The sequence below is a fragment of the Algoriphagus sp. oki45 genome, from assembly GCF_036245605.1.
Taxonomy (GTDB): Bacteria; Bacteroidota; Bacteroidia; order Cytophagales; family Cyclobacteriaceae; genus Algoriphagus.
Genome location: NZ_BTPC01000002.1, coordinates 160,566 through 187,426, shown reverse-complemented (window position 1 = coordinate 187,426; position 26,861 = coordinate 160,566). Strand labels below are relative to the sequence as shown.

Here is a 26,861-nt window from a genome sequence, read left to right as displayed (position 1 = left end):
CTACCAAATTTGATGCTAAAAACCCCCATCACTCCACTTGTTACTCGGTGCAATTCCGGCAGATTTCGATCTGACTCCGGTCCTGAAGCAGTTGGTCACGAAATGAAAAATAGGAGGGGGATTCCCAGATTTCCTGCATGCTTTGGTCTTGAAGATTTCCCATGACATGCCGGGCATCTTTGTCAAAACAGCAGGGTACCACCTTCCCGTCCCAAGTGACTACAGCCCCTTGCCACATTCGCCAACACTTATTTTCGATCTTTTTCTTAAGCTTCCATTTCCCTTTTCCGTCTGGAATGTAGCGGGAATACCCTAAGTCGGATGGAATCAACTCCGAGCCCTCTTCATAATCATAGATTTGGGTGTTTTTCAGCTGAAGCTCGTCTACCCCCACTTCTTGAGACCAGGCTTTGAGTTCGGGGATTTGGTGCTCATTTTGTCCGGTGACCAAAAATTGAAGAATGACTCTTGGAAACATTTTCCCTTGAGCCTTCCTTTCTTTCAGCAAAAGTCTCAAGCCCTTTTCTACTTTCTCCAGATTCCCTCCTACCCGGTATTTTTCATAGACTACCTGAGTGACGCCGTCCATGGATACGATCAGCTGACGAAGTCCGGAAGAAAGTATTTTTTGCACCGTACTTTCGCTGAGGTAATGAGCGTTGGTAGAAGTGGAGGTGAAAATTCCGGCGGAATTTGCGAAGGAGACCATTTCCAAAAACCTTGGATTCAGGAAAGGCTCTCCCTGAAAGTACAAGTGAAGCCAGGTAAGCCGATTTCTGGTCTGAGTGATGATCCGTTCAAATAGCCCATCCTGCAGCATGCCTGTAGGTCGAGTAAAGGAACGCAGGCCTGATGGGCATTCTGGACAGCGGAGATTGCAGCTGGTGGTGGGCTCAATGCTTAAAGTGGTCGGCTGACCCCAAAGGATGGGTTTGCCCAGCCATCGGCTGAGGTGAAAGGAAAAGTAGAGTTGCAGGAAATTGGCAACTTTGGAAAAGCTCAAAAAAGAAAAAAAGGCCTTCGCGGTAATCCATCGGTTTTTCACGCTGAAAAATACACCGAATTGCCGGGAGGTTAAAACGAAAGACGCTTAACCTGCCGGGAGAATCTTCGTTGGTTTCGTCAGGCTTTGTTTACTTTGTCAAAAAAATCGTCTTCATGAATAAAATCCGACTTGGCATAATTGCTTTTTTGATGGTTTGGATGGGTTCCTGTCAAAAGAAAACCGAGGAATGCGCCATTGACGCAGAACTGCTTGGTGAACCGTTGGAATTGGAAATAACGCGGCTGGAGGATGAGTTTTTTCAGGCTAAGACGCCCTTGGATTTTGCCTATTTGCTGGAAAAGTATCCTGAGTTTGCAGATCAGTTTTTGGAGCAAGACCTCTATTTATCTCAGGATTCCTTGATTTCCAATCTAGTTCAGGTTCACGGAGACCCAGGGCTCAGATCCCTTTATGATTCGGTCAAAGTGGAGTTTGAAGACCTTTCCTGGTTGGAGACCGATTTGGAAAATGCCTTTCGATACATCCGATTTTACTTCCCGGATTTCAAAGCTCCAAAGGTCTATACTTTCGTGTCGGGCTTTGGTTCTGACCTGTTGGTTTCAGAGTATATGTTGGTGATCGGTTTGGATTATTTTCTTCCTTCAGATCACAGCTTTCAGCCGGATTTGCCCATTTACATCGCTGAGCGATATCAAAGGGAATATTTGGTTCCGATGATTGTTTTGGCCATTTCCTCGCGATACAATCAGACCAATCCTCAGGACAAGACTCTGCTCTCAGAGATGATCTATTACGGCAAGTCCTATCACTTTGTCAAATCCATCCTTCCCTGCACTTCAGATCAGTTTATCATTGGTTACACCCCTGAGGAGATCGAAGAATGCTGGGCCAATGAGGAGTATATCTGGTCTCATTTTGTAGAAAATGAACTCTTGTATGAGACCAATCCATTCGAAATCCGCAAGTACATAGGAGAAGCTCCATTCACTGACGCGATCAGCACAAAAGCTCCGGGTAGGTTGGGGAGATGGATGGGCTGGAATATCGTGGATGACTACCGCATGAATCAGCAGATCGATTTAGCCGTCCTTATGGGTGAACCCGACGCGGAGAAAATATTCAGGCAGTCCGAATATCGACCTCGTCGCCCTGAGTAAGATTGGCTTTCTTGGGGCGGATTACCTCGATAAGTCTGGATACCGCCAATTCTCTGGAAAAATAGGTCTCGGCCAACTTTCGGCTGCGGATTCCCATGGATTTCAATTCCTCCTTGTTCTGCTCCAGATTCTCCAGTTTGGCGAAAGCTTTTTCCATTTTTCCCGGAAGGCAGGAAATCCCGATTTGGTGTGTTTTGACCAAATCATAGACCCAGCCTTTGTGATTGACTAAAATCGGCTTTCCTGCTGCGAGGGCATCGAAAAACTTGTTTGGGCTATTCGTCTTCAGCACAGGGAGATGCGCAAAAGAAATCCAAGCCAAATCAGAGACAGAAAGGATCTGATTGACTTTTTCCTTGGGCCCAAAAGGAATAAAGTGTACCTGATCCAATCCTATTTCCTGTGCTTTCTTTTTGAGAATTTGCTCATGGCTACCTTTACCCATGATGAGAAAATTCCAGTTTTTACCCTCATTTTTTGCCATCTCTGCAAGTAGGAGGAGCTCCTCTACGGCATTGACTTGACCCAAAGCGCCTGTATAGCTGATGGTAAGGCCATCCGAAAGTCGGAATTCCTTCAAGAGGTGCCCGTCTTTTTCCTGAGGAAAAAAGGTTTCCAATGATGAAAAATTGGGAATTAGGGCAACTGATTTTGCGGGACTGATATTTTTCAGGTGTGCGGCGATACCCGGAGACAAGGCAATTAGGCCCATGGACTGATCATAGATTCTTTTTTCCAGCCGATAGAGGGCTTTTTTCAGAAAATAATTTCTGATAGCGCCCACCTGAATCGGAGCTTCCGGCCAAAGGTCCCTGACCTCAAAGAGATAAGGAAGAGCAAGTGTTTTTTTAGCCCAAAGGCCAATCAGTCCGGTAGTCAAAGGAGTCGAGGTGATGTAGAGCAAATCTGGCCTGGAAAGCTTTTGAAGCAGTTTTTTAGCCTTCCAAACGAAGCTGAAAAAGGCAAGCGTCCGTTTGGCAAAACCAAACTTCTGATCATAGGGAGCAGACAAATAATGGACTTTGATCCCGTCAATCCATCGCTGATCGTAGTGAGGCAAATCATGAGCAGTGATCATTTCCACCTCAAAACCCGCATCCACCAAGCCTTTGGCAAGGTGGTAGGACCGCACGGCCCCGCCTTCTTCCGGGGTGCGAAAATACTGGTGGATGTAGATGATTCTCATGCTCGGTGCAATTTCATCCATTCTGCTAAAAGAAACAGGTTATAAAGGGTTAAAAAATGGACTTTCACCTGTTTCTCCGGATTCCTGCAAAAATCTGCCACGTCAGGGGGAAGCTCTTTTGCCGCAATGGGAGCGAAATCCCGAATGGAAGCAAATACCCTTTGGGCAAAGGGTCCGTTTTCCCCTAGCCATTCAGCCAAAGGCAACCCAAAACCAAACTTTCGCCTGGAGGCGATCCAACCCAAGTTGAGGTCCTCAAGGCTTTGTTTGATCCATGGTTTGCCCAAAAGGGCTTTTGGATCTTCCACACTTCTCCAAATCGAGATCATTGATGAATCCAAATAGGGAGATCTTCCTTCTATTCCATGGGCCATCAGGGCATTGTCCTGTATTTTCAATACGTCCTGTACCAAATAGACTTTCCGGTCAAAATCCAAAGCCTGCTTGTAAGGGCTGAGATGGGAATCAAAAATCCGGAGATAGTCCTCCAGAAGTTCTTTGGGCGGATTTTGAAGGGCTGCGAAATTCATAAAAGTGATCCTTGGGTCAGCATCGATACCTTGCATAAATTTTTTCCAAGTCCTTCCCAAGGGCCATTTGCTCAGAAATGGTGCTATTTGGCCCCAAAAACTTGGATATTTCAAATACTGAAAAAAGGCTTGATGGCGCTGATATCCACCCCAAAGCTCGTCTGCCCCAGCGCCCGAGGCGAGGACTTTCACTTGGTTTTTGGCTTGGTCCCCGATCAACCAAGTAAGGAAGCCAGCCGAATCCCCAATGGGCTGATCCACACCTTGAAGGTATTCATCCCAGCGATCAAGAAAAATTTGCTGGGAGACCGCTACCAAATGATGCTCGGCAGGGACTTGCCGAACCAATTGTTTGGCAAAAGTGGCGTCCGAATATTTTTTCCGGTACTTTTTCTCCACCTCGATCGTATAGGCCGGCAGGGGAATTCCTGTCTCCTTATACCACAGCGAATAAATCAAAGAACTATCCGCTCCTCCGCTAAGTAGGATCCCGTGTGGGACATCTGCGTGAAACTGCCGCTGAACTGCTCCACTCAGGCATTGGATAAAGGACTTCTGGTCAGGTGCAGCCTGTTGTGGTTCTGGATCGGGCAAGGTATCCCATCTAAAAGTGCTATGCTGGGAAATTTTACTGAATCTACCCGGTTTCCAGGGTCTTATTCCTTTGAAAAAAGTCTTTTCAGGGATAGGACTTCGGAGGTAGAAATAGGGTTGGATTTGATGGGTATCCAGTTCAGCTTGAGTAAGTCTGGAAAGACTTCTGGTTTCTGAAGAAATTGCCAGCGTGTCTGGATTTTGGGAGAAATACAGAGGTTTTTCCCCGTTTCGGTCTCTGGCTACCACGACAGACTGATCGATCAGATTCACAAAAAGAAGGGAAAACATGCCCTCCAGATTTTTTAGTCCATCTACCCCAAAGTATCTGAGGTAATGCAATAAAACCTCGGTATCTGATTGGGTGAGAAACTCGACCCCCATGCGGGTCAGGAGCTTTTTCAATTCCAAAAAATTATAGATCTCCCCATTCCAAATCAGTAGGCTGTTGCCGTCAGGAGCCCAAAAAGGCTGGTCCGCATCCGGTCCGGGATGGAGGATCTTCAGACGGTTTACCCCAATCCACAAGCCTGGCCAAGGTGAATAAACGGCCTGCTGATCAGGACCCCGGTGATGGGAATCAGAGACCATGGTCTGGATGGCGACTTCATTGGCATCCTTTCCCCAAATCAGATGAATTCCGCACATCAGCCTTCTCCTTCCTGCTTTTGGATTTGCTTCAGGTTTTTCTCAAAATACCTGCAAAGATGAGTGATTTGGCACTCTTCGCACTTAGGCTTCCTGGCCAGGCACGTGTAGCGCCCATGGAGAATCAGCCAATGATGGGCTTTGTGGATGTACTGCTTGGGGATATGTTTGACCAATTGTTTTTCGACTTCCAGAGGGGTTTTTGCTGTCATTGGGACTAAGCCCAAGCGCCGGGAAACGCGGAAAACATGGGTGTCTACCGCCATATTGGGCTGTTGCCAGACCACGGAGGTGATGACATTGGCTGTTTTTCTTCCTACTCCGGGAAGTTTGACCAGTTCCTCTACCGTCGAGGGAACTTCCCCGCCAAAGTCATCGATCAGCATTTTGCCCAGCCCGATGAGGTGCTTGGTCTTGTTGTTGGGGTAGGAAATGGATCGGATATAGGGAAAAAGCTCGTCGAAATGAGTCGCAGCCAAATGGGCGGCAGTGGGAAAATGCTTGAATAGCTCTCGGGTCACAATATTGACGCGCTTGTCAGTACACTGGGCAGAGAGCACCACCGCCACCAAAAGCTGGAAGGGGTTGTCGTATTCCAGCTCAGTCTCGGCGACCGGCATATTTTCAGAAAAGTGATGGATAATAGCCTCGTAGCGTTGTTTTTTGAGCATTTCTGATTGGATCAATTAATCGGGAGGGTAAGATAAGGAATCTTTACTTTTAAGAGATTAAGACTAATGAACTGTTACTCTTGAATTCAAGTTTTAATCCTGAATTTGGATATATTTAAAGAAAAAAGTCATGGAAGCCATCCTATTAAAAAGCAAGACAGAGGAGCAAATTAGCCTTATAAAAGAGTTTGCTAAAAAGCTGGGAATAGAATTTTCTGTGATTAATGAAGAGGTTTTAGAGGATATTTCAATGGCAAATGCCATCGAAACCGGAAAGTCCAAAGACTACATTTCTTCTGAGGATTTTTTAAATGAACTGAAGAATGAAAATTCTGGTCGATAAGACTTTTCAGAAAGATTGGAAGAAAATCAAGGATAAGGACCTAAATCAGAAGTTGATTGAACTCCTGGAAAAGGCTCAAAAGGCAAGTCAGCTTTCGGAATTGCCCCAAATAAAGAAATTGGCTGGGAGTAATCATTTTTTTAGGATCCGCCTTGGGGATTTTCGAATCGGACTGGAGTTGGATGGGGAGATTTTGATTTTTGTCCGGATATTACACCGAAAAGAAATTTATCGTTATTTCCCCTGATTCAATGAAAAACCTTTTTTTCCTATTTCTGATTTCATTTGTGATACAATTGGGTTTTGCCCAATCGAGACCCAGAGAATTGGGTATTCCCTTTGGAATTTTGCCCTCAGGAGCACTCAATGCCATTACCGATGTACCCGGAGTGAAGGTCGGTCATCTGACCAAAATTGAGGGAAGTGATGTTCGAACCGGGGTGACTGCGATTTTGCCCCATGGGGGAAATCTTTTTCAGGATAAGGTGCCTGCGGCGATTTTTGTAGGGAATGGCTTTGGGAAATTGGCAGGAGTCACACAGGTTCAAGAGCTTGGCAATCTGGAATCTCCCATCATTTTGACCAATACGCTGAGTGTGGCAGCAGGGATTGAAGGGGTCGTCCGCTATTCCCTATCCCAGCAGGGAAATGAGGCCGTACAATCTGTCAATGCTTTGGTCGGAGAGACCAACGATGGCTATCTGAACGATATCCGGGGTATGCATATTTCTCCTGAAGAAGTAATCCACGCAATCGAATCAGCTAATTCCGGAGCAGTAAATGAGGGAAATGTGGGTGCGGGTACGGGCACCGTTTGCTTTGGCTGGAAGGGAGGTATCGGGACTTCCTCAAGAAAGTTGCCCGAAAGTCTGGGAGGCTATACAGTGGGAGTTTTGGTCCAGACCAATTTTGGAGGTAATCTGCAAATCGCTGGGGTTCCGGTGGGAGAAAACTTAGGCAAATATCCATTTAAAGATGCCCTGGAAAAATCAGACGGGAGCTGCATGATCGTGATTGCTACCGATGCGCCTGTTTTGGAGAGAAATCTGGAGAGAATGGCTCGGCGAGCCATGATGGGCCTAGCCAAAACAGGAGGAATTGCGTCGAATGGTTCGGGAGATTATGTGGTTGCTTTTTCTACAAATGAAGGCTTGCGGATCCCCTATTCGATACCTTCTCAGCAGCTTCAAAAGGCGGAATTTTTGGCAAACGATGATATGACGGCACTTTTTATGGCTGTGATTGAGGCTACTGAAGAAGCAATAATCAACTCACTTTTTGCGGCAGATACATTGGAGGGAAAGGGAGGAAGAACCGTGGAGGCTTTGCCCAAAGAAAAAGTTTTGGAATGGGTTATTTCCAAGTGAATCAGGAAATAAAGGATTTCCAAAGCAGCATCCCGAGAAGAAATATTCCTAAAAGCAGCATTAAATAGGAAAGGATAGTGGCGATGGAATACCGGCTTCCATCATAGCTTTTTTTAAGTTTTTCCATGCTCTGCCTGTGCTGGATCAGAGAAAGTATCATCATGACGATCGCTACTACATAGAGAATCAAGGCCAATTCTCTTCCGGTGAATTCTTCAAAGAGAAGCTTTTTGCCCGATTCCAGTCGATTATAAAAAAACTCATAGGCTCCTATTCCGATGGCCAAGATAGTGAGTGAAGTTCTCACCCAAGCGAGCTGAAGCCGCTCAAAGGCTGCCCGAGTACGCTCCATTTGAAGATCCTTTTTGCCTTTTTTGGAATCTTGTATGGCGTCCTGGCTTTCGGTTGGGGCTTTTTCCATTGAATAGAAGATTATTGGAATTTATTCTGGAAGGAGAGGTGTCCTGAAGGAAAAGTAATTGCCATTTACTGGAAAAATATCAAAATTTTCTGTTGATTTTTAATGGGTTAAAAGAAATAAAGATGGAAATGGAGGATATGGAAAAACAAAAAGATTTGACTTGGCTGGAGCATCTGCAAAAAAACAGCTGGGAGCCGGAGGTGATCATTTCGGGTATTTCGCTGGCGTTTTTGTTTGTGATTCCTTCACGCCTATTTGAATTTTCGGTCATTCTTATTCAGGATTATGGACTGGAGCAGATTCCGGCACAATTGATCTTGGTCTATTTTTCCCTGATTATTACCGTATTTAAACTATTTCTGATTATTCACCTCATCATGAGGTTTATCTGGGCGGGTTTACTGGGAATTTCCTATGCATTTCCCAACGGAGTAATCAAAGAAAACCTTTTTAAGTACTCTCAAAATATAGACTACTTTCATCCCGTTCATTACCTTCTGAAGTTGGAAAGATGGTGCAGCATGTTATATGGATTTCCCATCACGGTAGCCATTCCCATTTTCAGTATCACCCTTTATCTAATATTCCTCATTGGTATTTATTTGATATTCAATCTGAATTTTGAAGTAGTCTATCTGATATTTATGCTTACGGTGATGGGACTTGCCATCAGCGGTTTGGTCAGGAAAAATACCCGAGTAAAGGAGATGGTTGGCAAAAGTATGAGCGGGACTATAGGGGCTGTCTATCAAAGCAACTTGGGAAAATGGTCCTTTTTAATTTTTTCCTTTGTATTGATTTTAGTTTCTGTGCCATTCACTATACAAGACTTGAAAGGATTTTCTGGCTATCAAGTCCAAACAAATCTTGATGAGGAAGATTACCAATGGCCAAACGAACAGGTCTACTATGAGGAATTCAATCCTGAGAAGAAAAGATTTCCCCGTGCATGGACACCAAGAAAACGAGTAAGTAAAGAAGATCTCGACATTTACTTGCCCTATTATGTGAGAGAAAGTAAAGCCATTTCCCAAATGAATGTTTTGTTGGAGACAGACAGTATTTCATGGGAAAATCTGAAATCTTATTCTGATCAATTTAGGATTTACCTGAACGATTCGCTCATTCGTCCTGAAAAGTGGAGGGCCGTTAAATCAGGTCATAGTGGACAAAAAGCTATTTTTGGGCAATTCCCAATCGCTCACTTGGAAAAAGGAATCCATGAAGTTCGTGTAGAGAAGTTGGTCTATTTATCTCCGTTTTTGGGAGTAGGGAATGAACTTCGCCACCGAGATAAATGGGCTCGGTTTGAATTTATCAAAGAATAAAACCTACATCCGGATTCTCCACTCTTTCGGGAAATAATTGTTCATTCGGTTTCCGAGATTTTTTCCCCAGCCTAAGGGCAAGTTTTGGTAAGTGAAAAGGACCCATCCCTTAGGCAGATCGTCAAAGGATTGGTCGTTTTTTCTCAGAAACTCCAGTGCCTGCTCATGGCTGAGTTCAACTTGCGAAAAACCTTTTTTAGGTAAGGTAGAAAGTGCCCATTCGTGACTTGGAATCCATTCGTTTTTCTGCTTTTTCCCCAACTCCACGCCAAAGTAGCGTAGACTCAAGGCCTGAGCGATTTTCTCAAAGTGCCGGTAAAATTCCCGGTTGATCCGAAAAAAAGAGTCCTTGAGCGAGTAGTATTTTCCCGTCCCATCAAATCCCAATTCCTGCTCCAAAGCTTCTCCTTCCCGACCACCAAGTCCCTTCAGGACTGGATGCTTGAAGTCTTTGATTCGTCCGGGTTCTTGAGTAGAAGCCGAATCCGGTCGTTTCAGTACCGTGATGAAAAAACCTTCGCCCTCTACTTTGTGCGGGAAAAAGCGGTAGCCGAAGAAAGTTCCATCCACGGTTTTTACTTCAGTCTCTACAATTCCCCAACTTTCTTCCCGAGGAATGCGAACAGGCTCAAAGGCAAACTCTTCGGTGAGAAATCGGATCATTTCCTCATTTTCCTGCTCGTTGAAGGTGCAGGTGGAATAAATCAGATAACCCCCTCCTTTGACCAATGCACCCGCCTTGTCCATGATTCGCTTTTGGCGGGAAGAGCAGAGTAAGACATGGTCTAGGGACCATTCTTCACGGGCTTGAGGATCCTTGCGAAACATACCTTCGCCCGAACACGGTGCATCTACCAGGACCAAGTCAAAGAAACCTTCCAAGGGTTCAAAATGATCAGGATCATTATTGGTCACAACTGTATTTCCCAAACCCCATTTGATGGCGTTTTCCTTAAGGATTTGGGCACGGGATTGAATGACTTCATTGGCGACAAGCAGCCCCGAATTTCCCAAATAGCTAGACAGAAGGGTACTTTTCCCCCCGGGTGCTGCTGCCAAATCGAGGTAAATCCCTCTGGGAATTTCCAAACTTTTCAAGATATGCTCGATAAACATGGAGGAAGCTTCCTGCACGTAATAGGCTCCAGCATGGAAAGCGGGGTCGAGGGTAAAGCTGGGTCTTTCTTCCAAAAAGTAGCCCTCAGATGACCAAGGAATCGGGCTTTTGGGCCAAGTAGGGGAAAATTGTTTTTCCGAGTTTAGTCGGATTGAGGTTCGTGGAGTTTGGTTGATTGCAGATTTAAAAAGTTCGAATTCTTGTGCTCCCAAAAGGGCTTGCATTTGGGATTGAAAGTCTTTGGGCAGTTGGAAGTCGGACATACGGCAAAGATAGGGATCAATGGGCAGTATGCATTATACCGAATTTTGCCTACTGCCTACTGTCTACTGCTAACTCCAAAATTTCTTATCTTGATGATAAACTAGCGAATCTATGGACCTCCTCACCAACCTTGTTATCGGCCTGATCGCCGCGCTTCATCTGTATTTCCTCTGGTTTGAAATGTTTGCCTGGGAGACGACGGGGAGAAAGATTTTTAGGCAAATGCCCAAGGAAATGTTCCCCAAAACCAAAGTTCTTGCCGCCAATCAGGGCTTGTATAATGGATTTTTGGTCGCGGGGCTGGTTTGGTCAAGGGTTATTACAGATCCGGTTTGGGCAGATAAAGTAGCCTTGTTTTTTCTGACCTGTGTGCTTATTGCGGGGATTTTTGGGGCGATTACTGCCAGCAAAAAGATCTTTTATGTGCAGGGCTTGCCTGCTTTGGTGGGGATTGTGTTGATATTATTAGAATAGAAAAAGAGGCTTTCGCCCCTTTTCTTAATTGTCATCTTCATCGAAGTCATCCTCGTCCCCAGTTCCCATGTCAAACATGGAACTGAACAGATCCTTGAACTGAAGCCCGGTGTCCAATAGCTTTTTGCTGAGTTGAGAATATTCAGCTAAGCCATGTAGCGCAAATTCCATAAAAAACTCCTTTTCCTTTTCGGGCAAGGTTTTTACCATCTGGGTGACCACTTCCTCCAGTCCCGGAACGGAATGAAGCAGCGTTTTGTATTCTTTGTCGGACTGGGAAGCCAAAATATCCAACTCATTTCCTTCCCCGAACCAAGCCAAAGGAATGACATAAGGATTGCCCGACTTGTCTTTTTTCTTCTGTTCTGGGGAAGGGAAATAATTCACAAACTGGGTACGGATCGCTTTTCCAATCAGGTTGTAAGCCACGAGTCCGGCGCCTTCCTGCTCTCCTTCATAGACTAGCTCTACCTTTCCGGTAATTGCCGGAATCACTCCAATGAGATCGGCAATTCTCACTACTGTGTTTGTTTCTCCATTGAGATAAAGTCTCCTTTCTGCAGCGGAAATCAGGTTTTCGTAAGCCGAAATGGTCAATCGAGCCGACACCCCGCTTTTTTCATCCACAAACTCTGAACCTCTTGCTTCGATCGCAATCTGCTCGATGAGGTCTTTCATCAGTTCGGGCACATGGATCTGGTTCACCGGCTTTCCAGCCAAATTGGCCTCTTGGGCGGTGATTTTCTTGCCGATTTCGATGGATTTTGGATAGTGAGTGATGATCTGACTTTCGATTCGGTCCTTGAGCGGAGTCACGATGCTGCCTCGGTTGGTATAGTCCTCTGGGTTAGCCGTGAAGACAAACTGAATATCCAAGGGCAATCTCAGCTTAAAGCCACGGATTTGGATATCGCCTTCTTGGAGAATGTTAAATAGCGCCACTTGAATTCTCGCCTGCAAGTCCGGCAATTCATTGATTACGAATATACATCGGTGAGAACGTGGCACTAGACCGTAGTGAATTACCCGTTCATCGTTGTAGCTGAGCTTCATAGTAGCGGCTTTGATCGGGTCTACATCCCCAATAAGGTCTGCCACAGAGACATCCGGAGTGGCCAGCTTTTCAGCGTAGCGATCTTCCCTATATAGCCAAGTGACTGGCGTATCATCCCCCTTTTCCTCTATCAGATTTTTTGCAAAAGAGGAGAGCGGGTGCATCGGGTTATCGTTGAGCTCCGAACCGAAGACCACTGGCACATATTCATCCAAGAGGTGAGTCATCATCCGAGCGATACGGGTCTTAGCCTGACCGCGGAGGCCAAGAAGGTTGATGTTGTGACGGGAAAGAATCGCCCGCTCAATGTCAGGAATCACCGTGTCCTCGTATCCCCAAATTCCTTCAAATACATTTTCTTTCCGCTTGATTTTTAGGATCAGGTTGTCTCTTAGTTCTTCTTTGATGGATTTGGGTTGATAGCCTGAAGCCTTAAGTTGGCCAAGGGTCTTGATTTGGGTGAGCTCTTTTCCAGTTAGTCTTTGGTAGTCCATGTGGATTAAAATCGTTTGGTTCGGTTGCGTCTATAATCTTCAAAAATGAGGTCACCGAGTCCCTTCAGGCTGCTGTAGTAGGCATTGCCGTTGTTGACTTTGGTAAACTCCTTTACAAATTCTTTGAGGTAGGGGTCCGAGGCGATCATGAAGGTCGTCACGGGGATTTTCAGTTTTCGGCATTGGGCAGCAAGTTTCAATGTTTCGCTAAGGATTTTGCTGTCTATGCCAAAGGCATTTTTGTAGTACTTGATCCCGACTTTGAGACAAGTGGGCTTGCCGTCGGTGATCATAAAGATTTGCTTGTTGGGATTTTTTCTTCGGCGAAGCAAATCCATCGCAAGCTCTAGTCCGGCGACGGTGTTGGTATGATATGGACCGACTTGTAGGTAAGGCAAATCCTTGATCTCGATCTGCCAGGCATCATTTCCAAAGACAATGATATCCAAGGTATCTTTGGGATAGCGGGTTTTGATCAGTTCAGCCAAAGCCATTGCCACTTTTTTTGCAGGAGTGATTCGATCTTCCCCATACAAAATCATGGAGTGGGAAATATCGATCATCAATACCGTGGAGGTTTGGGAGCGATATTCAGTCTCTACCACTTCCAGATCGTCCTCTGTCAGCAGGTAATCCCCAGAAAGCCCATGATTGGCTTGGGCATTTCGAAGGGAGTCAGTCAGGGCGATTTGGTCCAGATTGTCCCCGAATTCATAGGCCCGTCGGTCAGTGCCCCGCTCCTCGCCTTGGCCCGAATGGGTGGTCTTGTGCTGACCGGATTTGCCGCGCTTGAGTTTACCGAAGATTTCTTCCAAAGCCGATTTTCTAATTGTTTGTTCGGCTTTTCCAGTGATTTTGAAGTCTCCTTTTTGGTTTTCCTCGGTCAGATAACCTTTGGATTTAAGGTCTTCGATAAAGTCACCGATGCCGTAGTTGGGATTGGTGAGATTGTATCGTTTGTCCAGATTGGTGAGCCAACTCAGGGCTTCGGCGACATCTCCTCCGGTCATGGTCACGAGCTGCAGAAAGATGTTCAGCAAATTCTCGAAGGTGTTTTTCTCCGGGTCTTGAGGTGGTACGTATTGAGTAAATCGGAAGCCTTTCATTGGAAGACGCTAGAAATTAGATACAAGAGACAAGATTTTGGTACCAAGTAGCTGGTATCTAGTATCAAGTATTTAAATAATTGAGTTTGTTGAGGGTTTAACAAAGCGGGGCCCTGCTGAGTTTAATAAGGGACTGAAATTCTATAAAAAAATGAAAAACTATCACAGTGCAGTAGGAATAGTGACGGCGGTATTGATCGTTTTTGTCACTTTGATTCAATTGGATATTGCCCATCTATTAATCTGGGCGATTTTCTTGGCTGGGCCGTTTTTGATTTTATGGATGGTGTGGGCTGTACTAGCTGCACCGGTTGAGATTCAGGAGACTTTTGAGGAGCAATGGTATCAGGATCGTGAGGATTTGAGGAGGGGTTAGGACTATTCAGTTTGAGAAAAATTCCTTTGGCGAAAGGACACGGATTTCTCTGGCATATTTAAAGTCCTTTTTATCCCTTGTGACCAAAAAATCACATCTATTCATTAAAGCCGTATAGTACTGCAAGGCGTCTTCTTTGTCTTTAAAATCGGACTCTAAAGACTTATATATCAAATCTTTGCCTGCTGAAAGTATATCGCAAGCTTTAAAAAAGAGACTCATTGTAAATTCAGAGTAAGGCAATTTGTACACATTAAAGGCCAAGTAATAGAGATTTCCAATACTGCTTTCAGCTATTTGAAGTTTGGCTAGGCCGTTGGCATGCAATTCCAAAAATAATTTTGCTTCCTTGTAAAATGGCTCTCTTTTGCCAATGATGTCTAAGACTACATTGGTATCCAAAAAAATCTTAACCATATTTTTCTTTCAAATATTTAGTCAAAGCTACTTTGTCGGACTCTAGTGGTACCTTGGTAGAATCCATTTCCTCTAATCTTTCCAAGAGTTTTTTAGCAGCAAGTTGTGATTCTGAGTATTGAACAGAAGGATCCTCCTTTTCAAAAATATCCTCAATCATCTTGGAAAGAGAAATTCCTTGGCTTGCTGCCCTTCTCTTGGCTTTTTCCACCACTTCTTTTTTAATGGTCAAGGTTAGTTTTGTCTTCATGATCACACGTGTTTATATGAAATATACGTGTCTTTTTCTAAAGGTTTTAAATTTCCACATTATAATGTTTTAACCTACTTTTCGAATCTTATGTCCCCCGCCGAAAAACACGCCCAAATCCTCAAATCCACTGCCAAGCGATTGGGTTTTGACTTTTGCGGGATTGCCAAGGCGGAGTTTTTGGAGTCAGAAGCTCCCAGATTGGAAGATTGGCTGAATCGAAACTATCAAGGGAAAATGGCCTACTTGGCCAATCATTTTGACAAGCGTCTCGATCCCTCCAAACTGGTCGAAGATGCCAAAACAGTAGTTTCCCTGATCTATAACTACTATCCGGAAAAGCAGCTTCCTCATCAGTCTGGAGACATCAAAATCGCCAAATACGCTTATGGAGCTGATTACCATGACGTGATTCGGGCTAAGCTCACCGAGTTTTTGGAAGAGCTGCGGGAAGAAATCGGCGAAATCAACGGGCGCTCTTTTGTGGATTCGGCACCCGTGATGGAGCGGCAATGGGCACAACGGGCCGGATTGGGTTGGATTGGCAAAAACAGCTTGCTTCTCAATCGGCAGATGGGCAGTTTTTTCTTTTTGGCCGAACTGATCATCGATTTGGAGGCAACTCCCGATACGCCTTTGGTTAAAGACTACTGCGGCACTTGCACGGCCTGCATCGACGCCTGCCCAACCGATGCAATCGTACAGCATGAGGTGATTGATGCCTCGAAGTGTATCTCCTATTTGACTATCGAACTCAAAGAAGCCATTCCTGATGAATTTGCCGGAAAGATGGAAAATTGGGTATTTGGCTGCGATATCTGTCAGGATGTATGTCCTTGGAATCGCTTTTCCAAACCTCATCACGAACCGGCTTTTCGACCCAGTGATGAATTGGCTAATTTTTCCAATAAGGAATGGGTCGAAATGACTGAAGAAACCTTCAAACGGGTATTTTCAAAATCTGCCGTCAAGCGGACCAAATTTGCCGGACTGAAAAGAAATATCGATTTTATAGGAGTAAACAACTCCTAAGTCATGCTTCAAAAGTCTCCTTTAAAGCAATTTCAGAAGCTATTTAAAACTCAGCATAAGAAAAGGCCAGCTCACAAAGTAGGCCTACCTCCTGCAGCCTTGGTTTTCACTGGAGACAAAAAACAGGAGGAGGTCTTTATCAACCTGATTGGGTATGATGAATTGGATTTTTTTCAGGAGCGGGTCACTCTGGACCAACTTCGAAAGCATCTGGAGCAAAAAAAGAAAGTAGTTTGGATAGATGTCGTAGGCTTGCATGATATTTCTCTTTTGGAAGAAATAGGTCAGCTTTTTGGCATTCACAAACTCACCCTGGAAGATATTCTGGATGTGGATCAGCGTCCCAAAATGGAGGTGTTTCAGGAATATCTTTTTGCAACACTAAAAATGATCCAATGTCCCAGCCCGGAATCACCCATTCACGAAGAGCAGGTAAGTTTCCTGATGGAAAAGGAGATTTTGATCACTTTTCAGGAAAAAGAAGGAGATGTCTTTCAATTTGTACGGGATAGACTACAAGATCCCAAGCGGGCTATTCGGCATCGGGGCACCGACTATTTGCTCTATGCTCTTTTGGATGCAGTGATCGATAATTATTTCACGGTGATGGAAAACATCGGCCTTAGAATCGAAAATCTCGAATCTCAAGCCATGCTGGACCCTGGAAATGAGACCTTACAAACCCTCTACCTGCAACGCAGAGAGATGATGGACCTCAGGCGTTCGGTATATCCACTCCGGGAGGTAATTGGGTCTTTTGACAAGTATGCCGAACACAGGATTTCTCCCGAAGTGCGGCCATTTATTCGGGATTTGTATGAAAATACCATTCAGGTCATCGAGACCATGGAGGTATTCCGGGACATGTCCTCCGGTGTATTGGACCTGTACATGAACAGTCTTTCCAACCGAATGAACAACGTGATGAAGGTCCTGACCATTATTTCTACCATTTTTATTCCCCTCAGCTTTGTAGCAGGTGTATATGGGATGAATTTCGAAAATATGCCTGAACTCCAATTCAAAAACGGGTATTTCTACGTTCTGGGAGGGATGGGCTTTGCGGCCTTGGGGATGCTCTTTTACTTTCGCTCCAAAAAATGGCTTTAGCTTATTGAAGCTTGAGGATGACTCGTTTTTTGCTGTCTTTCAGCCACAGTTGTCCGCCGGTGACCTGATAGCGTTCTACAGACTTGAGCGTTTCGAGAAATTTGTTTTCGAAAGCCTGATTTTGGCAAGCCATCATTGTAACGCCCAGATTTCCGAAGGAAATTCTGTTCTTTTTCTCCAACACATAAGGGCCAAAAATGCGATTGCAGCTACCATTTCCAGTTACTGTTTTGTCAGAAGCATTAAAATATAAATGGGCATCCTGAGGGGAATTGGAAGTTTGTACCGGCACACCCAACATTTCCACTACAGTCCATTGCTTATCGGTCCAGCTGGCATCCGGCATGGAAGATCTGCAGGAAGAAAAAGCAAGAAAGGACATTAAAACAAAAAGGAATGATCTTGTACTCATGGTTGTTTAGTTGGTTTGATTTCTATAGTATAAGCTGATTAATCCTGAATAGGTTTTTTTTTCGGCGTTCAAATATTGGACTTAAAAAGCTTTCAAGCTAATATCCAGGCTACTTACCGAATGCGTAAGGGCACCCATGGAAATGTAATCGACACCGCATTCGGCTACCTCCACCAGATTGGATTCGGTGATTCCTCCTGAAGCTTCCGTCCCCATTCTTCCATTGATCCGCTTTACAGCTTCCTTCATGGTGTCGAGGTCCATATTGTCCAGCATGATGTAATCTACCCCACCCACTTGAAGCACTTCTTCCACCTCTTCCAAATTTCTGGTTTCCACCTCGATTTTGAGCTTAAGCTGATTTTCTTCCAGATATTTCTTGGTTCGCTCGATGGCTTGTCTGATACCTCCTGCAAAGTCCACGTGATTATCCTTCAGCATAATCATATCGTAAAGTGCAAAACGATGGTTCACCCCTCCCCCGATGAGTACGGCCCATTTTTCCATCAGCCTGAAATTTGGGGTGGTTTTCCTCGTATCCATGAGTCGTGCTTTGGTATGGGAAATCAGCTGGGTGAGTCGATGGGTCTTGGTAGCTACGGCACTCATTCGCTGCATGCAATTCAAGACCAGACGCTCGGCAGATAAAATTGAAGCGGATGGCCCAAAGACAAGAAATCCGATATCTCCTGCTTCCACAGGGTCTCCGTCTTTTTTCAAAAGCTCAACCCGTAGCTGCGGATCTACAGCTTGGAAAATGTAAGTAGCCAGTTCCACCCCTGCCAAAATTCCTGGTTCTTTGATAAGCAGTCTGGCTTGTCCTTTTTTCCCATCAGGGATAGCGGCTAAGGAAGAATAATCCCCGGGGCCAATATCCTCTTGCAAAGCTGCTGTAATAAAGGATTGGAGGGCTTCCGGGGTTAGATAGGGTGGTTTCATCCCTCAAAAATAGTCAAAACTATCCGTTCGCTTGAGGTAGTCAGTTTTTTACAAAATCGAGACTGTAAATTCTAAAGCTGTTGTTGGAATCGGATACTTTTATAAAAACCCGATAAATGCTTGTGCTACTGGTATATTCACCAATGTAGGTACTGATACTTCCGGGAGATTCTTTTTGATACAAAATGCTAAAGCCTTGGGAAGGGTTTTTTTTGAAAAAGTCTTTTAGCACCAATTCAGCTTGGTTTCTGGAATAGTCACCCTGCTGCCCGTTGATATTCAAAGTGATGCTGTTTTCAAAAAACCGGGCTAGGTCATTGCTGGATCCACTTTCCAAAGCAGAGATGATAGGGTCTATGGAAGGTACTGTTTCCTTCTCTTCTGAAAAAGGAGAAATAAACATGAGCAAGGAAAAAAGAAATTTGATAATAAGCATCGACCCAATTGGGCAAAATCCAAGCCAAAAAAATCAGTTTGAAATTCATTTGTTTGGCTAAAAAAAGAGATCAAGTCAATCTTTGTCAAAAACATTCCCTTGGGCTACTTTGGAGTGAAAAGTAATATATTTGCGGCATGGACAGGAAAGTTTTATTGATGATTTTGGATGGCTGGGGATTGGCTACCAATCCTGCGGTCTCTGCAATTGACAAAGCAAAGACCCCTTTTGTAGATAGCCTTTACGAAAAATACCCCCACTCCAAGCTGGAAGCTTCTGGTCTGGCAGTAGGCCTTCCGGAAGGACAAATGGGCAATTCAGAAGTCGGTCACATGAATATCGGTGCCGGTCGGGTGGTCTACCAGGATCTGGTAAAAATCAATCAGGCAGTCAAAAACAAAGAACTGGATGAACATCCTGTTTTGGTCTCCGCATTCGCGAAAGCTAAAGAGGGAAATAAAAAAGTTCACTTCATCGGACTAGTATCAGATGGGGGGGTCCATGCGCATATCGATCACCTGAAAGGGTTATGTGACGCGGCAAAAGCCAATGGATTGGAGCAAGTATTTATCCATGCATTCACCGACGGAAGGGATACCGATCCTAAAGGAGGAGTACGCTACTTGTCCGATCTTCAGGATCACTTGAAGAATTCTGTCGGACAAATAGCCTCTGTAGTAGGCAGGTACTACGCGATGGACCGGGACAATCGTTGGGAGCGTGTGAAGCTTGCCTATGACGCTTTGGTACATGGCGAGGGCGAAAAATCAAAAGATATTCTGGCAGCGATTCGAAAGTCTTATGACAATAACGTCACAGATGAGTTTATTCGCCCAATTATCGCTGTGGGAAATGAAAACAAGCCTCTTGCTACTATTCAAGATGGAGATTTGGTGATATGTTTCAACTTCCGCACGGACCGTGGCCGGGAGATCACTCAAGTTCTTACCCAAAAAGACTTTGAGGATTATCACATGAAAAAACTCAACTTGGACTACATCACTTTTACCAATTACGACGATACGTTCAAAGGGGTGAAGGTTTTGTTTGAAAAGGATAATTTAAATAATACCCTAGGCCAAGTTCTAGCTCAGGCTGGTAAAAGCCAGATCCGAATCGCAGAAACTGAGAAATATCCTCATGTGACCTTCTTTTTCTCAGGAGGCAGGGAGACAGAGTTTGAAGGAGAAAGCAGAATACTTTGCCCTTCTCCCAAAGTGGCTACTTATGATCTAAAGCCGGAAATGAGCGCTTTTGAGATTGCTTCCAAAATTTCACCGGAACTCAAGAAGAAAAAAGCAGACTTTATTTGCCTCAATTTTGCCAATGCTGATATGGTAGGGCACACGGGGGACTTTGACGCCGCTGTCAGAGCCTGCGAAGCTGTGGATGAATGTGCAAACCGGGTGATCACTACAGCATTGGAAAATGACTATACCGTTTTGGTCATCGCTGACCATGGCAACTCAGACATGATGATCAACGAGGACGGCTCGCCCAATACAGCCCATACTACCAATTTGGTGCCTTTTATAGTAGTGGATAAAAACCAACAATTTCCGGTCAAGGATGGAAAATTGGGGGATTTGGCTCCAACTATCCTCAAACTAATGGGGCTGGATATCCCTTCCGAAATGACCGGGGAAATCCTGATAGTAGCATGAAAGTAAGATTTTCAACTTTATCAATCCTCTTAGTTTTGGTTTTCCTCTCTTGTGATTCGGCAAGAAAAGAAGTCAAGATGGAGAAGCTTCCTTATTTTGACCTCAAAGGATTTATGGATTTGGAAGTAGCCAAGTTGGATGGAGTATCTGTTTCAAAAGTCTCCCGAATCAACGGAAATGAAAAATCAGCTGAGGTTACACTTTCCAGTCAAGAATGGAAGGAAGAATTCCAGGCTTTCTATGAGGCGGATATCAATAAACCATCCCTAGCCCTTTCCTACTCGACCAATGCCTACTACGAATACCTCATTCATGAACTACTTCCCGGAGAAAAGGGAAAAGTCAAAGAGATCAAGATCAAATACAACAAAGACTATCCTTCTTCGATCACATTTAGGATGAAGGATGAAAACATGTTTTTTTCCACAGCTACCTCTGGAGAGTTTTACCTCAATCAACTCACCCAAAAACTCGATCACTACACCATCGAGACTACACAAAAGGTGGTCTTCATGGAGCCGACCAATATCAAAATCTCAGGAGTAGTCCGGTAAGATTCCACTCCTGAGAATCCTTTTTTACTGGTTAAACAAAGGAGGTCTCTTCGCTTGCCAATCTGTATTTTCCTGAATCAATCTTCCCAGCATAATCAATTTTTCTTCTTCGAAAAGATTAGCCAGCAAAGTGATGGAGGTTGGGCTTCCGCCGTTGGTGAATCCATTGGGAAGGCACAAGGCCGGATGACCTGTCAGATTGGTAATCTGCAGTTGCTGCCCTGCAAAAGAAGGCGTGACAATCACATCATAATCCTTCATCAGCTCGTGCATTTCCTGGATCAACAAACTGCGCTGCCGACTCATCTGTACGTATTCTACTGCAGGGATGAATCGGGTGGCACGGAAAAGATTGGGCCATGCGTTTCTTCGCTGTGCGACCAGCTGATCATCCAGATTCAGGCGGGTGAGTTCGTCAAAAGCCGCGGCTCCTTCTACCATCAGCATACTGACGATTGGCGCAGGATCGATTGTCGTTTTGAGTTCTAAAGGTTGAAGCTCAATTCCAAGATTTTTCAGCACTTCCAGCACTTGACGGTCATTTTCACTTACTCTCTCACCTTCGAAGAAGGGTTTGAAATAACCTACCTTGAGTTTTTTGACATCCGCTTTCGAGGAGTAATTGAATGCAGCAGAAATCGTCGAAGGATCCCCTGGGTCTGCACCATTTATGATGGAAAGGACGATGGCGTTATCCAAAGTAGATCGGGAGATGGGGCCGATTTTGTCCATAGACCAGCTCAGGGCCATGGCTCCATGCTTACTGACTCTGCCGTAAGTCGGTCTGAGTCCGGTGACTCCGTTTCGGGTGGAAGGAGATACGATTGACCCGAGGGTTTCTGTCCCGATTGCAAAAGGGACCAATCCCGCACTCACGGCAGAGGCCGAACCGGCCGAGGAGCCGCTGGAGCCCTGGGCTAGATTCCATGGATTTTTGGTCACACCTCCATACCATATGTCTCCCATGGCTAAAGCTCCCAAGGTAAATTTACCTACCAAGACTCCCCCGGCCTCATTCAATTTCTGGACAACCGTAGCGGTCTCATCGATGACCTGATCTTTGTAGGGCATAGCGCCCCAGGTTGTTTTAGTGCCTTTTACAGCTAAAAGATCTTTGATTCCATAGGGAATGCCGTGAAGAGGTCCTCGGTAGGTTCCAGCTGCTAATTCCCGGTCCATTGCTTTAGCTTTTTCCAAAGCCGTGCCTTCCATTAAGGTAATCAGACATTGAAGGGTATCGGAATAGGTTTTGATCCGGGCGAGATAGATTTTGGTAAGTCGTTCGGATGTTATTTTTTTGGTTTTGATCAATACCGAAAGATGACTCACAGGTAGGTAAGCGATGTCGTGGTCTGCCTTTGGTAGCTCTACTTGGTCCGGAAGACCCCAATCGTATTCATTTTGGTCTTGAGAGGGGGTGAAACCCTTTGGCAATGGATTAAAAATCAGGGAGGGAGAGACTGAATTGTCCAGTTTGGTTTTGCGAAGGGCCTCCAGATTATTTCGCTGATTATTCAGATTGGTGAGCATACTGTCTTTTTCCTCTGGTGAAAAAGAAAGCCCTATTAAGTCGGCAGCGGCATCGATGGTAGCTGGAGTGATTTCCCCGGCTTTTTTTCCCAAAGTAAATCCCAAAGCCAAAAAGCTGAAGGCACCCAAAATGATAAATGCAGGTATGGTTGTGTGGTTTTTTGTTTTCATTGGATAGTTTTGTGTTCAGTCCAAACTAGACAACCGCCAAGGTGTTTAATTAGAGCAGAAAAATCAAACCACTCATGGAGCAAAATTCACCCTTTCCAGTTTTCCCGATGCATTTCCGAGGTTTGCTCCTTTTGGCGGGTATCTACACGGTATGCTGGTCGGCATTTTATAAGTGGTACGGGGAGACTCTTTTGAGATGGTTGGCGATGGATGCAGAGCTTACCCAATTCCCCCCTTTCAATTATTTCGGGACTTTTGGCTTGCTGATTGGACTGATTTTATTTGTGTCTGCGTTTTACCCGATAAGCTGGGTTTGGTTGATTTTGGCTGGAATCACCGGAAAAATAATTATGGCCATCTGGTTTTCTCTCGGATTTATTCCTGATTTGGGATGGAATAAGCGTAGCATTTTCCATCTGGTATTCAATGAATTGATATGGTTGATCCCCTTGATTTTGATATTCCTGCGGAGCCTACAGGTTAAAAATTATCTTCTGGAGCAAGAAGAGAAATGAGCAAAAGAATCACCTATCCTTTTGCCCATTTTCTTAATCCACAATTAAAGAATCAAAATCAATAGAAGGATGATGATAATGATTGCTCCTACAGATAGATAGATCCCCTTGCCTTCCGCTTCCTTTTTCATTTCACGAAGTTCTTCCTTCACAGCTTTCACTTCTTCTTTGCTCATTGCTTTGAAGTCCATAGCCTTAATCTCATCGATACGAGCCTCCATTTTTTCCAGATATTCAAGTTGCTCTTCTGTTAGGTCTTTTTTAGGCTTTTTGATAGGTGCTGCTTCAAGTAGTCCCATTGAAGCGATCAAAATCAGAACGGTTAATAGTTTTTTCATGGAATTGGTGGATTTGATACAAGAGGAAATTAAAGATTCTGATTATCCGCAATTCTGCCAGTTACCGAATTTTATATGGTTTCACCTCGACTTCGCTCGGTGACCGTTTGTTTTCTAGGTTGGGGAAGGGAGAAAAAAGGGCCGCGCCCCTTTTTTCTCCCCTCCCATAATTACTCCAAATCTGGAGGCCGAGCGAAGTCGAGGCCATTTTGATCTACTGGTATCATTGCGGATAATCATATTAAAGATTTTTAAAATTGATTCCAATAATAGGCCCAGGCTGAGGGATTATATGAGGTCTCTCGGCCTTGAAATTTGTAACTTGGAGGGTCAAAAAAGAAATAAGCCTTACGTATGTCGCAAAATCAATCTCATAAACTTTTTCTTTTGGATGCTATGGCTCTGATTTACAGAGCTCATTTTGCTTTTAGCAAAAATCCACGAATCAATTCCAAAGGCCTGAATACCGGAGTAATGCTCGGGTTTACCAATACACTTTTGGAAGTATTGGAAAAAGAGAAACCCAGCCATATTGCCGTCGCCTTTGACACCAAGGCTCCGACTTTTCGCCATACCCAATATGAATTGTACAAAGCCAACCGGCAAGATCAACCGGAGGATATCACTACCTCCATTCCTTGGGTGAAGGAAATTGTGAAGGCGTTCAAAATTCCTGTTTTGGAAATGGATGGATTTGAAGCGGATGATATCATTGGCACACTGGCAAAAAAAGCCGAAAGAGATAATTTTACCGTGTACATGATGACTCCGGATAAGGATTACGGGCAGATTGTAGATGACCATATTTTTCTCTACAAACCGGCCTTTATGGGCAATGGAGTCGATGTCATGGGGCCAAAGCAAGTCTGTGCCAAATGGGATATCGAAAATGTAGATCAAGTTCGGGATATTCTTGGGCTGATGGGAGATGCAGTCGACAATATTCCGGGGATTCCCGGGATTGGTGAAAAGACAGCTGTCAAGCTACTTAAAGAATACGGCTCAGTGGAGGGACTTATTGCCAATGTGGATAAGCTGAAAGGCAAGCAAAAAGAAAACGTGGAAAATTTTGCCCAGCAGGGCCTTTTATCCAAAGAACTGGCTACGATCAAAATCGATGTTCCGATAGACTTTGATGAAGAAGACCTTCGTTATGATGGATTTGATGAAGAAAAACTAAGAGCGATCTTTTCTGAATTGGAGTTTAGAACCCTTGCGAGCAGGATATTTAAAGATGCGGGTTCCAAAAAAGCAGGAATCGCTGCTCCGGCTCAAATGGATCTTTTCAGCACAGCCGCAGCGGTCAGTCCTGCTTCCCAGCCTGAAGGAGAAGAGCTGGCTGTCCCCTCAGCACCCCAAATCCTGGAAACGATTCATTCCAATGCTCATCGCTACCATAAAATCAAAGGAAAAGAAGCCATTGAAGAGTTGGTTGAGTTTCTACTATTGCAAAAAGAAATATGCTTTGATACTGAAACGACCGATCTCGATGCGATGAAGGCTGAGTTGGTAGGGCTTTCCTTTGCATACTTGGAAGTAGAGGCTTTTTATATTCCAGTTCCTTCAGACCAAAAAGAAACCCAGGCTATCCTTGAGCAACTGCGTCCTGTTTTGGAAAATGAAGAAATTCTAAAAATTGGGCAGAATATCAAGTACGATATGCTGGTACTGAAAAACTATGGGATCGAAGTCAAAGGCACGCTATATGATACCATGCTCGCGCATTACCTCATCGAGCCTGAAGGCAAGCACAGCATGGACTGGCTAGCCCAGCAATACCTCAATTACAGACCGGTTTCGATAACCGAATTGATTGGGAAAAAAGGGAAAAATCAAGGCAATATGCGGGATGTGGATGAGGACGAGGTCACGGCCTATGCTGCAGAAGATGCGGACATTACATTGAGGCTAAAAGGGAAGCTTGACCCGATTATCCAATCCAACGGTTTGAAAAAGCTCTTTGATGAAGTCGAAAATCCCCTGATTCGAGTCTTGACCGACATGGAGTTTGAAGGAGTACGAATTGATACAGAAAGCTTGGCGGAGCTTTCAGTGGCCTTGGATGAGGAGAGCAAAGAAATTGAGAAGCGGGTGTATGAGTTGGCTGGGGTCAGGTTTAATCTAGCTTCCCCAAAGCAACTGGGTGAAGTACTTTTTGAAAAGCTCAAGCTCGATCCCAAAGCCAAAAAGACCAAAACCGGGCAATATGCCACGGGTGAAGAGATCCTTAGCAAGCTGGCAGACGAGCATGAAATCGCACAGGCGATTTTGGACTTCCGGCAAATGGTCAAGCTCAAATCCACCTATGTGGATGCTTTGCCGACTATGATCAATTCCAAAACCGGAAGGATCCACACGACTTATAACCAGTTTGTCGCAGCCACGGGCAGACTTTCTTCCATCAATCCCAACCTCCAAAATATTCCGATCCGAACCTCCCGAGGTCGGGAAATCCGGAAGGCTTTTGTCCCAAGGGATGAAAATCATGTCTTGCTGTCAGCGGATTACTCTCAGATTGAATTGCGTCTGATGGCGGCTTTTTCTCAGGATGAGTCCATGCTCGAGGCCTTCCGCAATGGTCGGGATATCCATGCCACGACTGCTGCCAAGATTTTCAAAGTGCCTTTGGAAGAAGTGACCTCGGATATGAGGAGAAAAGCCAAAACGGCTAATTTTGGGATTATTTACGGGATTTCGGCTTTTGGTTTAGCACAGCGACTATCTATCCCAAGAGGAGAAGCCAAGGAGATCATCGATGCCTACTTCACCGAGTTTCCTGCAGTGAAAGAGTACATGGACGGAGCTATCGAGAAAGCCCGAAAAGACGAATACGTGGAAACCATCCTTGGCCGCCGCCGCTATCTCCGCGACATCAACAGCCGAAATATGACCATGCGCGGCTTTGCCGAGCGCAACGCCATCAATGCTCCGCTTCAGGGCTCAGCAGCGGATCTGATCAAAGTGGCCATGATCCATGTGCATGACTGGATGAAGAAGGAGAAGCTGAAGTCCAAAATGATCCTTCAGGTGCACGATGAATTGGTCTTTGATGCGCACAAAGACGAGGTGGACTTGCTCAAAAAGCATATTCCCGGATGGATGTCCAATGCCATCAAGCTCCCTGTGCCTATCGAAGTGGAAGTGGGTGTAGGGATAGATTGGCTGCAGGCGCATTAAGTAGAGGTAAGAATTTAGACACAAGATGCAAGATTTGGGAAAGGTGTGAGCCTAAGTGTAGACGATGCCGATTTTTCAGCCAAGTATCTTGGTGTTAAAATGAAAAAATTAAATAAGAGCCTAAAATCAAGGATAAAGGCAAATATTTCAAGAGTGTCGTAAATCAAAAATCGTAATTCG

General features: G+C 44.8%; 28 protein-coding genes. 13 read left to right on the top strand and 15 right to left on the bottom strand.

The features are described from left to right. Positions 1–40 precede the first annotated feature (40 nt). Positions 41–1,045, bottom strand: coding sequence for a radical SAM/SPASM domain-containing protein (locus tag AAA942_RS10310; protein WP_338220186.1), 1,005 nt, complete (start codon positions 1,043–1,045; stop codon positions 41–43). Positions 1,046–1,158: 113 nt separating this feature from the next. On the opposite strand from AAA942_RS10310, the gene gldB reads away from it, so the two are divergent. Then, positions 1,159–2,163 carry a gliding motility lipoprotein GldB gene (gene gldB / locus AAA942_RS10305; protein WP_338220185.1) on the top strand — a complete coding sequence of 335 codons (1,005 nt, stop codon included), beginning with the start codon at positions 1,159–1,161 and terminating at the stop codon, positions 2,161–2,163. On the opposite strand, the gene AAA942_RS10300 is transcribed toward gldB, so the two are convergent. From AAA942_RS10300 to nth, 3 genes are read right to left on the bottom strand one after another with little or no spacing between them, the layout of a single operon-like run. Next, positions 2,126–3,349 carry a glycosyltransferase family 4 protein gene (locus AAA942_RS10300; RefSeq protein ID WP_338220184.1) on the bottom strand — a complete coding sequence of 408 codons (1,224 nt, stop codon included), beginning with the start codon at positions 3,347–3,349 and terminating at the stop codon, positions 2,126–2,128. The genes gldB and AAA942_RS10300 overlap by 38 nt on opposite strands. Next, positions 3,346–5,121: an asparagine synthase (glutamine-hydrolyzing) gene (gene asnB, locus AAA942_RS10295; protein WP_338220183.1), complete on the bottom strand. Its 1,776-nt coding sequence runs from the start codon at positions 5,119–5,121 to the stop codon at positions 3,346–3,348. Before asnB ends, AAA942_RS10300 begins: the two co-directional genes overlap by 4 nt. Next, on the bottom strand, positions 5,121–5,792 hold the full coding sequence (gene nth, locus AAA942_RS10290; RefSeq protein ID WP_338220182.1) for an endonuclease III: 672 nt from the start codon (positions 5,790–5,792) through the stop codon (positions 5,121–5,123). The genes asnB and nth overlap by 1 nt, the downstream gene beginning before the upstream one ends. 130 nt (positions 5,793–5,922) lie before the next feature. On the opposite strand from nth, the gene AAA942_RS10285 reads away from it, so the two are divergent. Genes AAA942_RS10285 through AAA942_RS10275 form a run of 3 tightly spaced genes read left to right on the top strand, consistent with a single transcriptional unit; the run spans position 5,923 to position 7,502 of the window. Beyond that, positions 5,923–6,135, top strand: coding sequence for a hypothetical protein (locus AAA942_RS10285; RefSeq protein WP_338220181.1), 213 nt, complete (start codon positions 5,923–5,925; stop codon positions 6,133–6,135). After that, positions 6,116–6,382, top strand: a complete 267-nt coding sequence (locus tag AAA942_RS10280) for a type II toxin-antitoxin system RelE family toxin (protein WP_338220180.1) — start codon at positions 6,116–6,118, stop codon at positions 6,380–6,382. Before AAA942_RS10285 ends, AAA942_RS10280 begins: the two co-directional genes overlap by 20 nt. Positions 6,383–6,386: 4 nt before the next feature. Next, positions 6,387–7,502 carry a DmpA family aminopeptidase gene (locus AAA942_RS10275; protein WP_338220179.1) on the top strand — a complete coding sequence of 372 codons (1,116 nt, stop codon included), beginning with the start codon at positions 6,387–6,389 and terminating at the stop codon, positions 7,500–7,502. A gap of 1 nt (position 7,503) precedes the next feature. Here AAA942_RS10275 and AAA942_RS10270 read toward each other — a convergent pair whose 3' ends face one another. Continuing rightward, positions 7,504–7,923 carry a YidH family protein gene (locus AAA942_RS10270; RefSeq protein ID WP_338220178.1) on the bottom strand — a complete coding sequence of 140 codons (420 nt, stop codon included), beginning with the start codon at positions 7,921–7,923 and terminating at the stop codon, positions 7,504–7,506. A 137-nt stretch (positions 7,924–8,060) separates the two neighbouring features. On the opposite strand from AAA942_RS10270, the gene AAA942_RS10265 reads away from it, so the two are divergent. Next, complete coding sequence (locus tag AAA942_RS10265; RefSeq protein ID WP_338220177.1) at positions 8,061–9,251, top strand: hypothetical protein; 1,191 nt, start codon at positions 8,061–8,063, stop codon at positions 9,249–9,251. Between the two features lie 3 nt (positions 9,252–9,254). Here the strand turns inward: AAA942_RS10265 and AAA942_RS10260 are convergent, their stop codons facing one another. After that, positions 9,255–10,631, bottom strand: a complete 1,377-nt coding sequence (locus AAA942_RS10260; RefSeq protein WP_338220176.1) for a methyltransferase RsmF C-terminal domain-like protein — start codon at positions 10,629–10,631, stop codon at positions 9,255–9,257. A 112-nt stretch (positions 10,632–10,743) separates the two neighbouring features. On the opposite strand from AAA942_RS10260, the gene AAA942_RS10255 reads away from it, so the two are divergent. After that, positions 10,744–11,106 carry a DUF1304 domain-containing protein gene (locus AAA942_RS10255; RefSeq protein WP_338220175.1) on the top strand — a complete coding sequence of 121 codons (363 nt, stop codon included), beginning with the start codon at positions 10,744–10,746 and terminating at the stop codon, positions 11,104–11,106. A 24-nt stretch (positions 11,107–11,130) separates the two neighbouring features. Here the strand turns inward: AAA942_RS10255 and AAA942_RS10250 are convergent, their stop codons facing one another. Beyond that, positions 11,131–12,654, bottom strand: coding sequence for a magnesium chelatase (locus tag AAA942_RS10250; RefSeq protein WP_338220174.1), 1,524 nt, complete (start codon positions 12,652–12,654; stop codon positions 11,131–11,133). A gap of 5 nt (positions 12,655–12,659) precedes the next feature. After that, positions 12,660–13,760 carry a vWA domain-containing protein gene (locus AAA942_RS10245; protein WP_338220173.1) on the bottom strand — a complete coding sequence of 367 codons (1,101 nt, stop codon included), beginning with the start codon at positions 13,758–13,760 and terminating at the stop codon, positions 12,660–12,662. A 151-nt stretch (positions 13,761–13,911) separates the two neighbouring features. On the opposite strand from AAA942_RS10245, the gene AAA942_RS10240 reads away from it, so the two are divergent. After that, complete coding sequence (locus tag AAA942_RS10240; protein ID WP_338220172.1) at positions 13,912–14,136, top strand: hypothetical protein; 225 nt, start codon at positions 13,912–13,914, stop codon at positions 14,134–14,136. A 6-nt stretch (positions 14,137–14,142) separates the two neighbouring features. Here the strand turns inward: AAA942_RS10240 and AAA942_RS10235 are convergent, their stop codons facing one another. Beyond that, a complete protein-coding gene (locus tag AAA942_RS10235; protein WP_338220171.1) occupies positions 14,143–14,553 on the bottom strand; it encodes a type II toxin-antitoxin system VapC family toxin in 411 nt (136 codons plus the stop codon). Beyond that, complete coding sequence (locus AAA942_RS10230) at positions 14,546–14,803, bottom strand: DUF6364 family protein (protein WP_338220170.1); 258 nt, start codon at positions 14,801–14,803, stop codon at positions 14,546–14,548. Before AAA942_RS10230 ends, AAA942_RS10235 begins: the two co-directional genes overlap by 8 nt. Positions 14,804–14,893: 90 nt before the next feature. Here AAA942_RS10230 and queG point away from each other — a divergent pair, with 90 nt between their 5' ends. Both queG and corA read left to right on the top strand, forming a co-directional pair. Continuing rightward, positions 14,894–15,835 carry a tRNA epoxyqueuosine(34) reductase QueG gene (gene queG, locus AAA942_RS10225; protein WP_338220169.1) on the top strand — a complete coding sequence of 314 codons (942 nt, stop codon included), beginning with the start codon at positions 14,894–14,896 and terminating at the stop codon, positions 15,833–15,835. A gap of 3 nt (positions 15,836–15,838) precedes the next feature. Further along, complete coding sequence (gene corA / locus AAA942_RS10220; protein WP_338220168.1) at positions 15,839–16,945, top strand: magnesium/cobalt transporter CorA; 1,107 nt, start codon at positions 15,839–15,841, stop codon at positions 16,943–16,945. 1 nt (position 16,946) lies between these two features. Here corA and AAA942_RS10215 read toward each other — a convergent pair whose 3' ends face one another. From AAA942_RS10215 to AAA942_RS10205, 3 genes are all read right to left on the bottom strand, one after another. Further along, on the bottom strand, positions 16,947–17,357 hold the full coding sequence (locus tag AAA942_RS10215; RefSeq protein ID WP_338220167.1) for an META domain-containing protein: 411 nt from the start codon (positions 17,355–17,357) through the stop codon (positions 16,947–16,949). An 81-nt stretch (positions 17,358–17,438) separates the two neighbouring features. Beyond that, complete coding sequence (gene nadC / locus AAA942_RS10210) at positions 17,439–18,296, bottom strand: carboxylating nicotinate-nucleotide diphosphorylase (RefSeq protein WP_338220166.1); 858 nt, start codon at positions 18,294–18,296, stop codon at positions 17,439–17,441. Positions 18,297–18,336: 40 nt separating this feature from the next. Further along, a complete protein-coding gene (locus AAA942_RS10205; RefSeq protein ID WP_338220165.1) occupies positions 18,337–18,732 on the bottom strand; it encodes a DUF4783 domain-containing protein in 396 nt (131 codons plus the stop codon). Positions 18,733–18,869: 137 nt separating this feature from the next. Between AAA942_RS10205 and gpmI the strand changes: the two genes are divergently transcribed. Continuing rightward, positions 18,870–20,396: a 2,3-bisphosphoglycerate-independent phosphoglycerate mutase gene (gpmI, locus tag AAA942_RS10200; RefSeq protein WP_338220164.1), complete on the top strand. Its 1,527-nt coding sequence runs from the start codon at positions 18,870–18,872 to the stop codon at positions 20,394–20,396. Then, positions 20,393–20,950: a hypothetical protein gene (locus tag AAA942_RS10195; RefSeq protein WP_338220163.1), complete on the top strand. Its 558-nt coding sequence runs from the start codon at positions 20,393–20,395 to the stop codon at positions 20,948–20,950. Before gpmI ends, AAA942_RS10195 begins: the two co-directional genes overlap by 4 nt. Positions 20,951–20,974: 24 nt before the next feature. Here the strand turns inward: AAA942_RS10195 and AAA942_RS10190 are convergent, their stop codons facing one another. Then, positions 20,975–22,651, bottom strand: a complete 1,677-nt coding sequence (locus tag AAA942_RS10190) for an amidase (RefSeq protein ID WP_338220162.1) — start codon at positions 22,649–22,651, stop codon at positions 20,975–20,977. 74 nt (positions 22,652–22,725) lie between these two features. On the opposite strand from AAA942_RS10190, the gene AAA942_RS10185 reads away from it, so the two are divergent. Then, entirely contained in the window at positions 22,726–23,166 is a 441-nt protein-coding gene (locus AAA942_RS10185) for a hypothetical protein (protein ID WP_338220161.1), read from the top strand. 44 nt (positions 23,167–23,210) lie between these two features. Here the strand turns inward: AAA942_RS10185 and AAA942_RS10180 are convergent, their stop codons facing one another. After that, positions 23,211–23,504 carry a hypothetical protein gene (locus tag AAA942_RS10180; protein WP_338220160.1) on the bottom strand — a complete coding sequence of 98 codons (294 nt, stop codon included), beginning with the start codon at positions 23,502–23,504 and terminating at the stop codon, positions 23,211–23,213. A gap of 354 nt (positions 23,505–23,858) precedes the next feature. Between AAA942_RS10180 and polA the strand changes: the two genes are divergently transcribed. Further along, positions 23,859–26,681 carry a DNA polymerase I gene (gene polA / locus AAA942_RS10175; protein ID WP_338220159.1) on the top strand — a complete coding sequence of 941 codons (2,823 nt, stop codon included), beginning with the start codon at positions 23,859–23,861 and terminating at the stop codon, positions 26,679–26,681. The last annotated feature ends 180 nt before the right edge of the window (positions 26,682–26,861 follow it).

What these genes read in the sequence shown, in the direction of transcription:
- gldB (WP_338220185.1), top strand. Translation starts at nt 1,159, where the DNA reads ATGAATAAAATCCGACTTGGCATAATTGCTTTTTTGATGGTTTGGATG.
- AAA942_RS10300 (WP_338220184.1), bottom strand. Translation starts at nt 3,349, where the DNA reads ATGAGAATCATCTACATCCACCAGTATTTTCGCACCCCGGAAGAAGGC.
- asnB (WP_338220183.1), bottom strand. Translation starts at nt 5,121, where the DNA reads ATGTGCGGAATTCATCTGATTTGGGGAAAGGATGCCAATGAAGTCGCC.
- nth (WP_338220182.1), bottom strand. Translation starts at nt 5,792, where the DNA reads ATGCTCAAAAAACAACGCTACGAGGCTATTATCCATCACTTTTCTGAA.
- AAA942_RS10285 (WP_338220181.1), top strand. Translation starts at nt 5,923, where the DNA reads ATGGAAGCCATCCTATTAAAAAGCAAGACAGAGGAGCAAATTAGCCTT.
- AAA942_RS10280 (WP_338220180.1), top strand. Translation starts at nt 6,116, where the DNA reads ATGAAAATTCTGGTCGATAAGACTTTTCAGAAAGATTGGAAGAAAATC.
- AAA942_RS10275 (WP_338220179.1), top strand. Translation starts at nt 6,387, where the DNA reads ATGAAAAACCTTTTTTTCCTATTTCTGATTTCATTTGTGATACAATTG.
- AAA942_RS10270 (WP_338220178.1), bottom strand. Translation starts at nt 7,923, where the DNA reads ATGGAAAAAGCCCCAACCGAAAGCCAGGACGCCATACAAGATTCCAAA.
- AAA942_RS10265 (WP_338220177.1), top strand. Translation starts at nt 8,061, where the DNA reads ATGGAAAAACAAAAAGATTTGACTTGGCTGGAGCATCTGCAAAAAAAC.
- AAA942_RS10260 (WP_338220176.1), bottom strand. Translation starts at nt 10,631, where the DNA reads ATGTCCGACTTCCAACTGCCCAAAGACTTTCAATCCCAAATGCAAGCC.
- AAA942_RS10255 (WP_338220175.1), top strand. Translation starts at nt 10,744, where the DNA reads ATGGACCTCCTCACCAACCTTGTTATCGGCCTGATCGCCGCGCTTCAT.
- AAA942_RS10250 (WP_338220174.1), bottom strand. Translation starts at nt 12,654, where the DNA reads ATGGACTACCAAAGACTAACTGGAAAAGAGCTCACCCAAATCAAGACC.
- AAA942_RS10245 (WP_338220173.1), bottom strand. Translation starts at nt 13,760, where the DNA reads ATGAAAGGCTTCCGATTTACTCAATACGTACCACCTCAAGACCCGGAG.
- AAA942_RS10240 (WP_338220172.1), top strand. Translation starts at nt 13,912, where the DNA reads ATGAAAAACTATCACAGTGCAGTAGGAATAGTGACGGCGGTATTGATC.
- AAA942_RS10235 (WP_338220171.1), bottom strand. Translation starts at nt 14,553, where the DNA reads ATGGTTAAGATTTTTTTGGATACCAATGTAGTCTTAGACATCATTGGC.
- AAA942_RS10230 (WP_338220170.1), bottom strand. Translation starts at nt 14,803, where the DNA reads ATGAAGACAAAACTAACCTTGACCATTAAAAAAGAAGTGGTGGAAAAA.
- queG (WP_338220169.1), top strand. Translation starts at nt 14,894, where the DNA reads ATGTCCCCCGCCGAAAAACACGCCCAAATCCTCAAATCCACTGCCAAG.
- corA (WP_338220168.1), top strand. Translation starts at nt 15,839, where the DNA reads ATGCTTCAAAAGTCTCCTTTAAAGCAATTTCAGAAGCTATTTAAAACT.
- AAA942_RS10215 (WP_338220167.1), bottom strand. Translation starts at nt 17,357, where the DNA reads ATGAGTACAAGATCATTCCTTTTTGTTTTAATGTCCTTTCTTGCTTTT.
- nadC (WP_338220166.1), bottom strand. Translation starts at nt 18,296, where the DNA reads ATGAAACCACCCTATCTAACCCCGGAAGCCCTCCAATCCTTTATTACA.
- AAA942_RS10205 (WP_338220165.1), bottom strand. Translation starts at nt 18,732, where the DNA reads ATGCTTATTATCAAATTTCTTTTTTCCTTGCTCATGTTTATTTCTCCT.
- gpmI (WP_338220164.1), top strand. Translation starts at nt 18,870, where the DNA reads ATGGACAGGAAAGTTTTATTGATGATTTTGGATGGCTGGGGATTGGCT.
- AAA942_RS10195 (WP_338220163.1), top strand. Translation starts at nt 20,393, where the DNA reads ATGAAAGTAAGATTTTCAACTTTATCAATCCTCTTAGTTTTGGTTTTC.
- AAA942_RS10190 (WP_338220162.1), bottom strand. Translation starts at nt 22,651, where the DNA reads ATGAAAACAAAAAACCACACAACCATACCTGCATTTATCATTTTGGGT.
- AAA942_RS10185 (WP_338220161.1), top strand. Translation starts at nt 22,726, where the DNA reads ATGGAGCAAAATTCACCCTTTCCAGTTTTCCCGATGCATTTCCGAGGT.
- AAA942_RS10180 (WP_338220160.1), bottom strand. Translation starts at nt 23,504, where the DNA reads ATGAAAAAACTATTAACCGTTCTGATTTTGATCGCTTCAATGGGACTA.
- polA (WP_338220159.1), top strand. Translation starts at nt 23,859, where the DNA reads ATGTCGCAAAATCAATCTCATAAACTTTTTCTTTTGGATGCTATGGCT.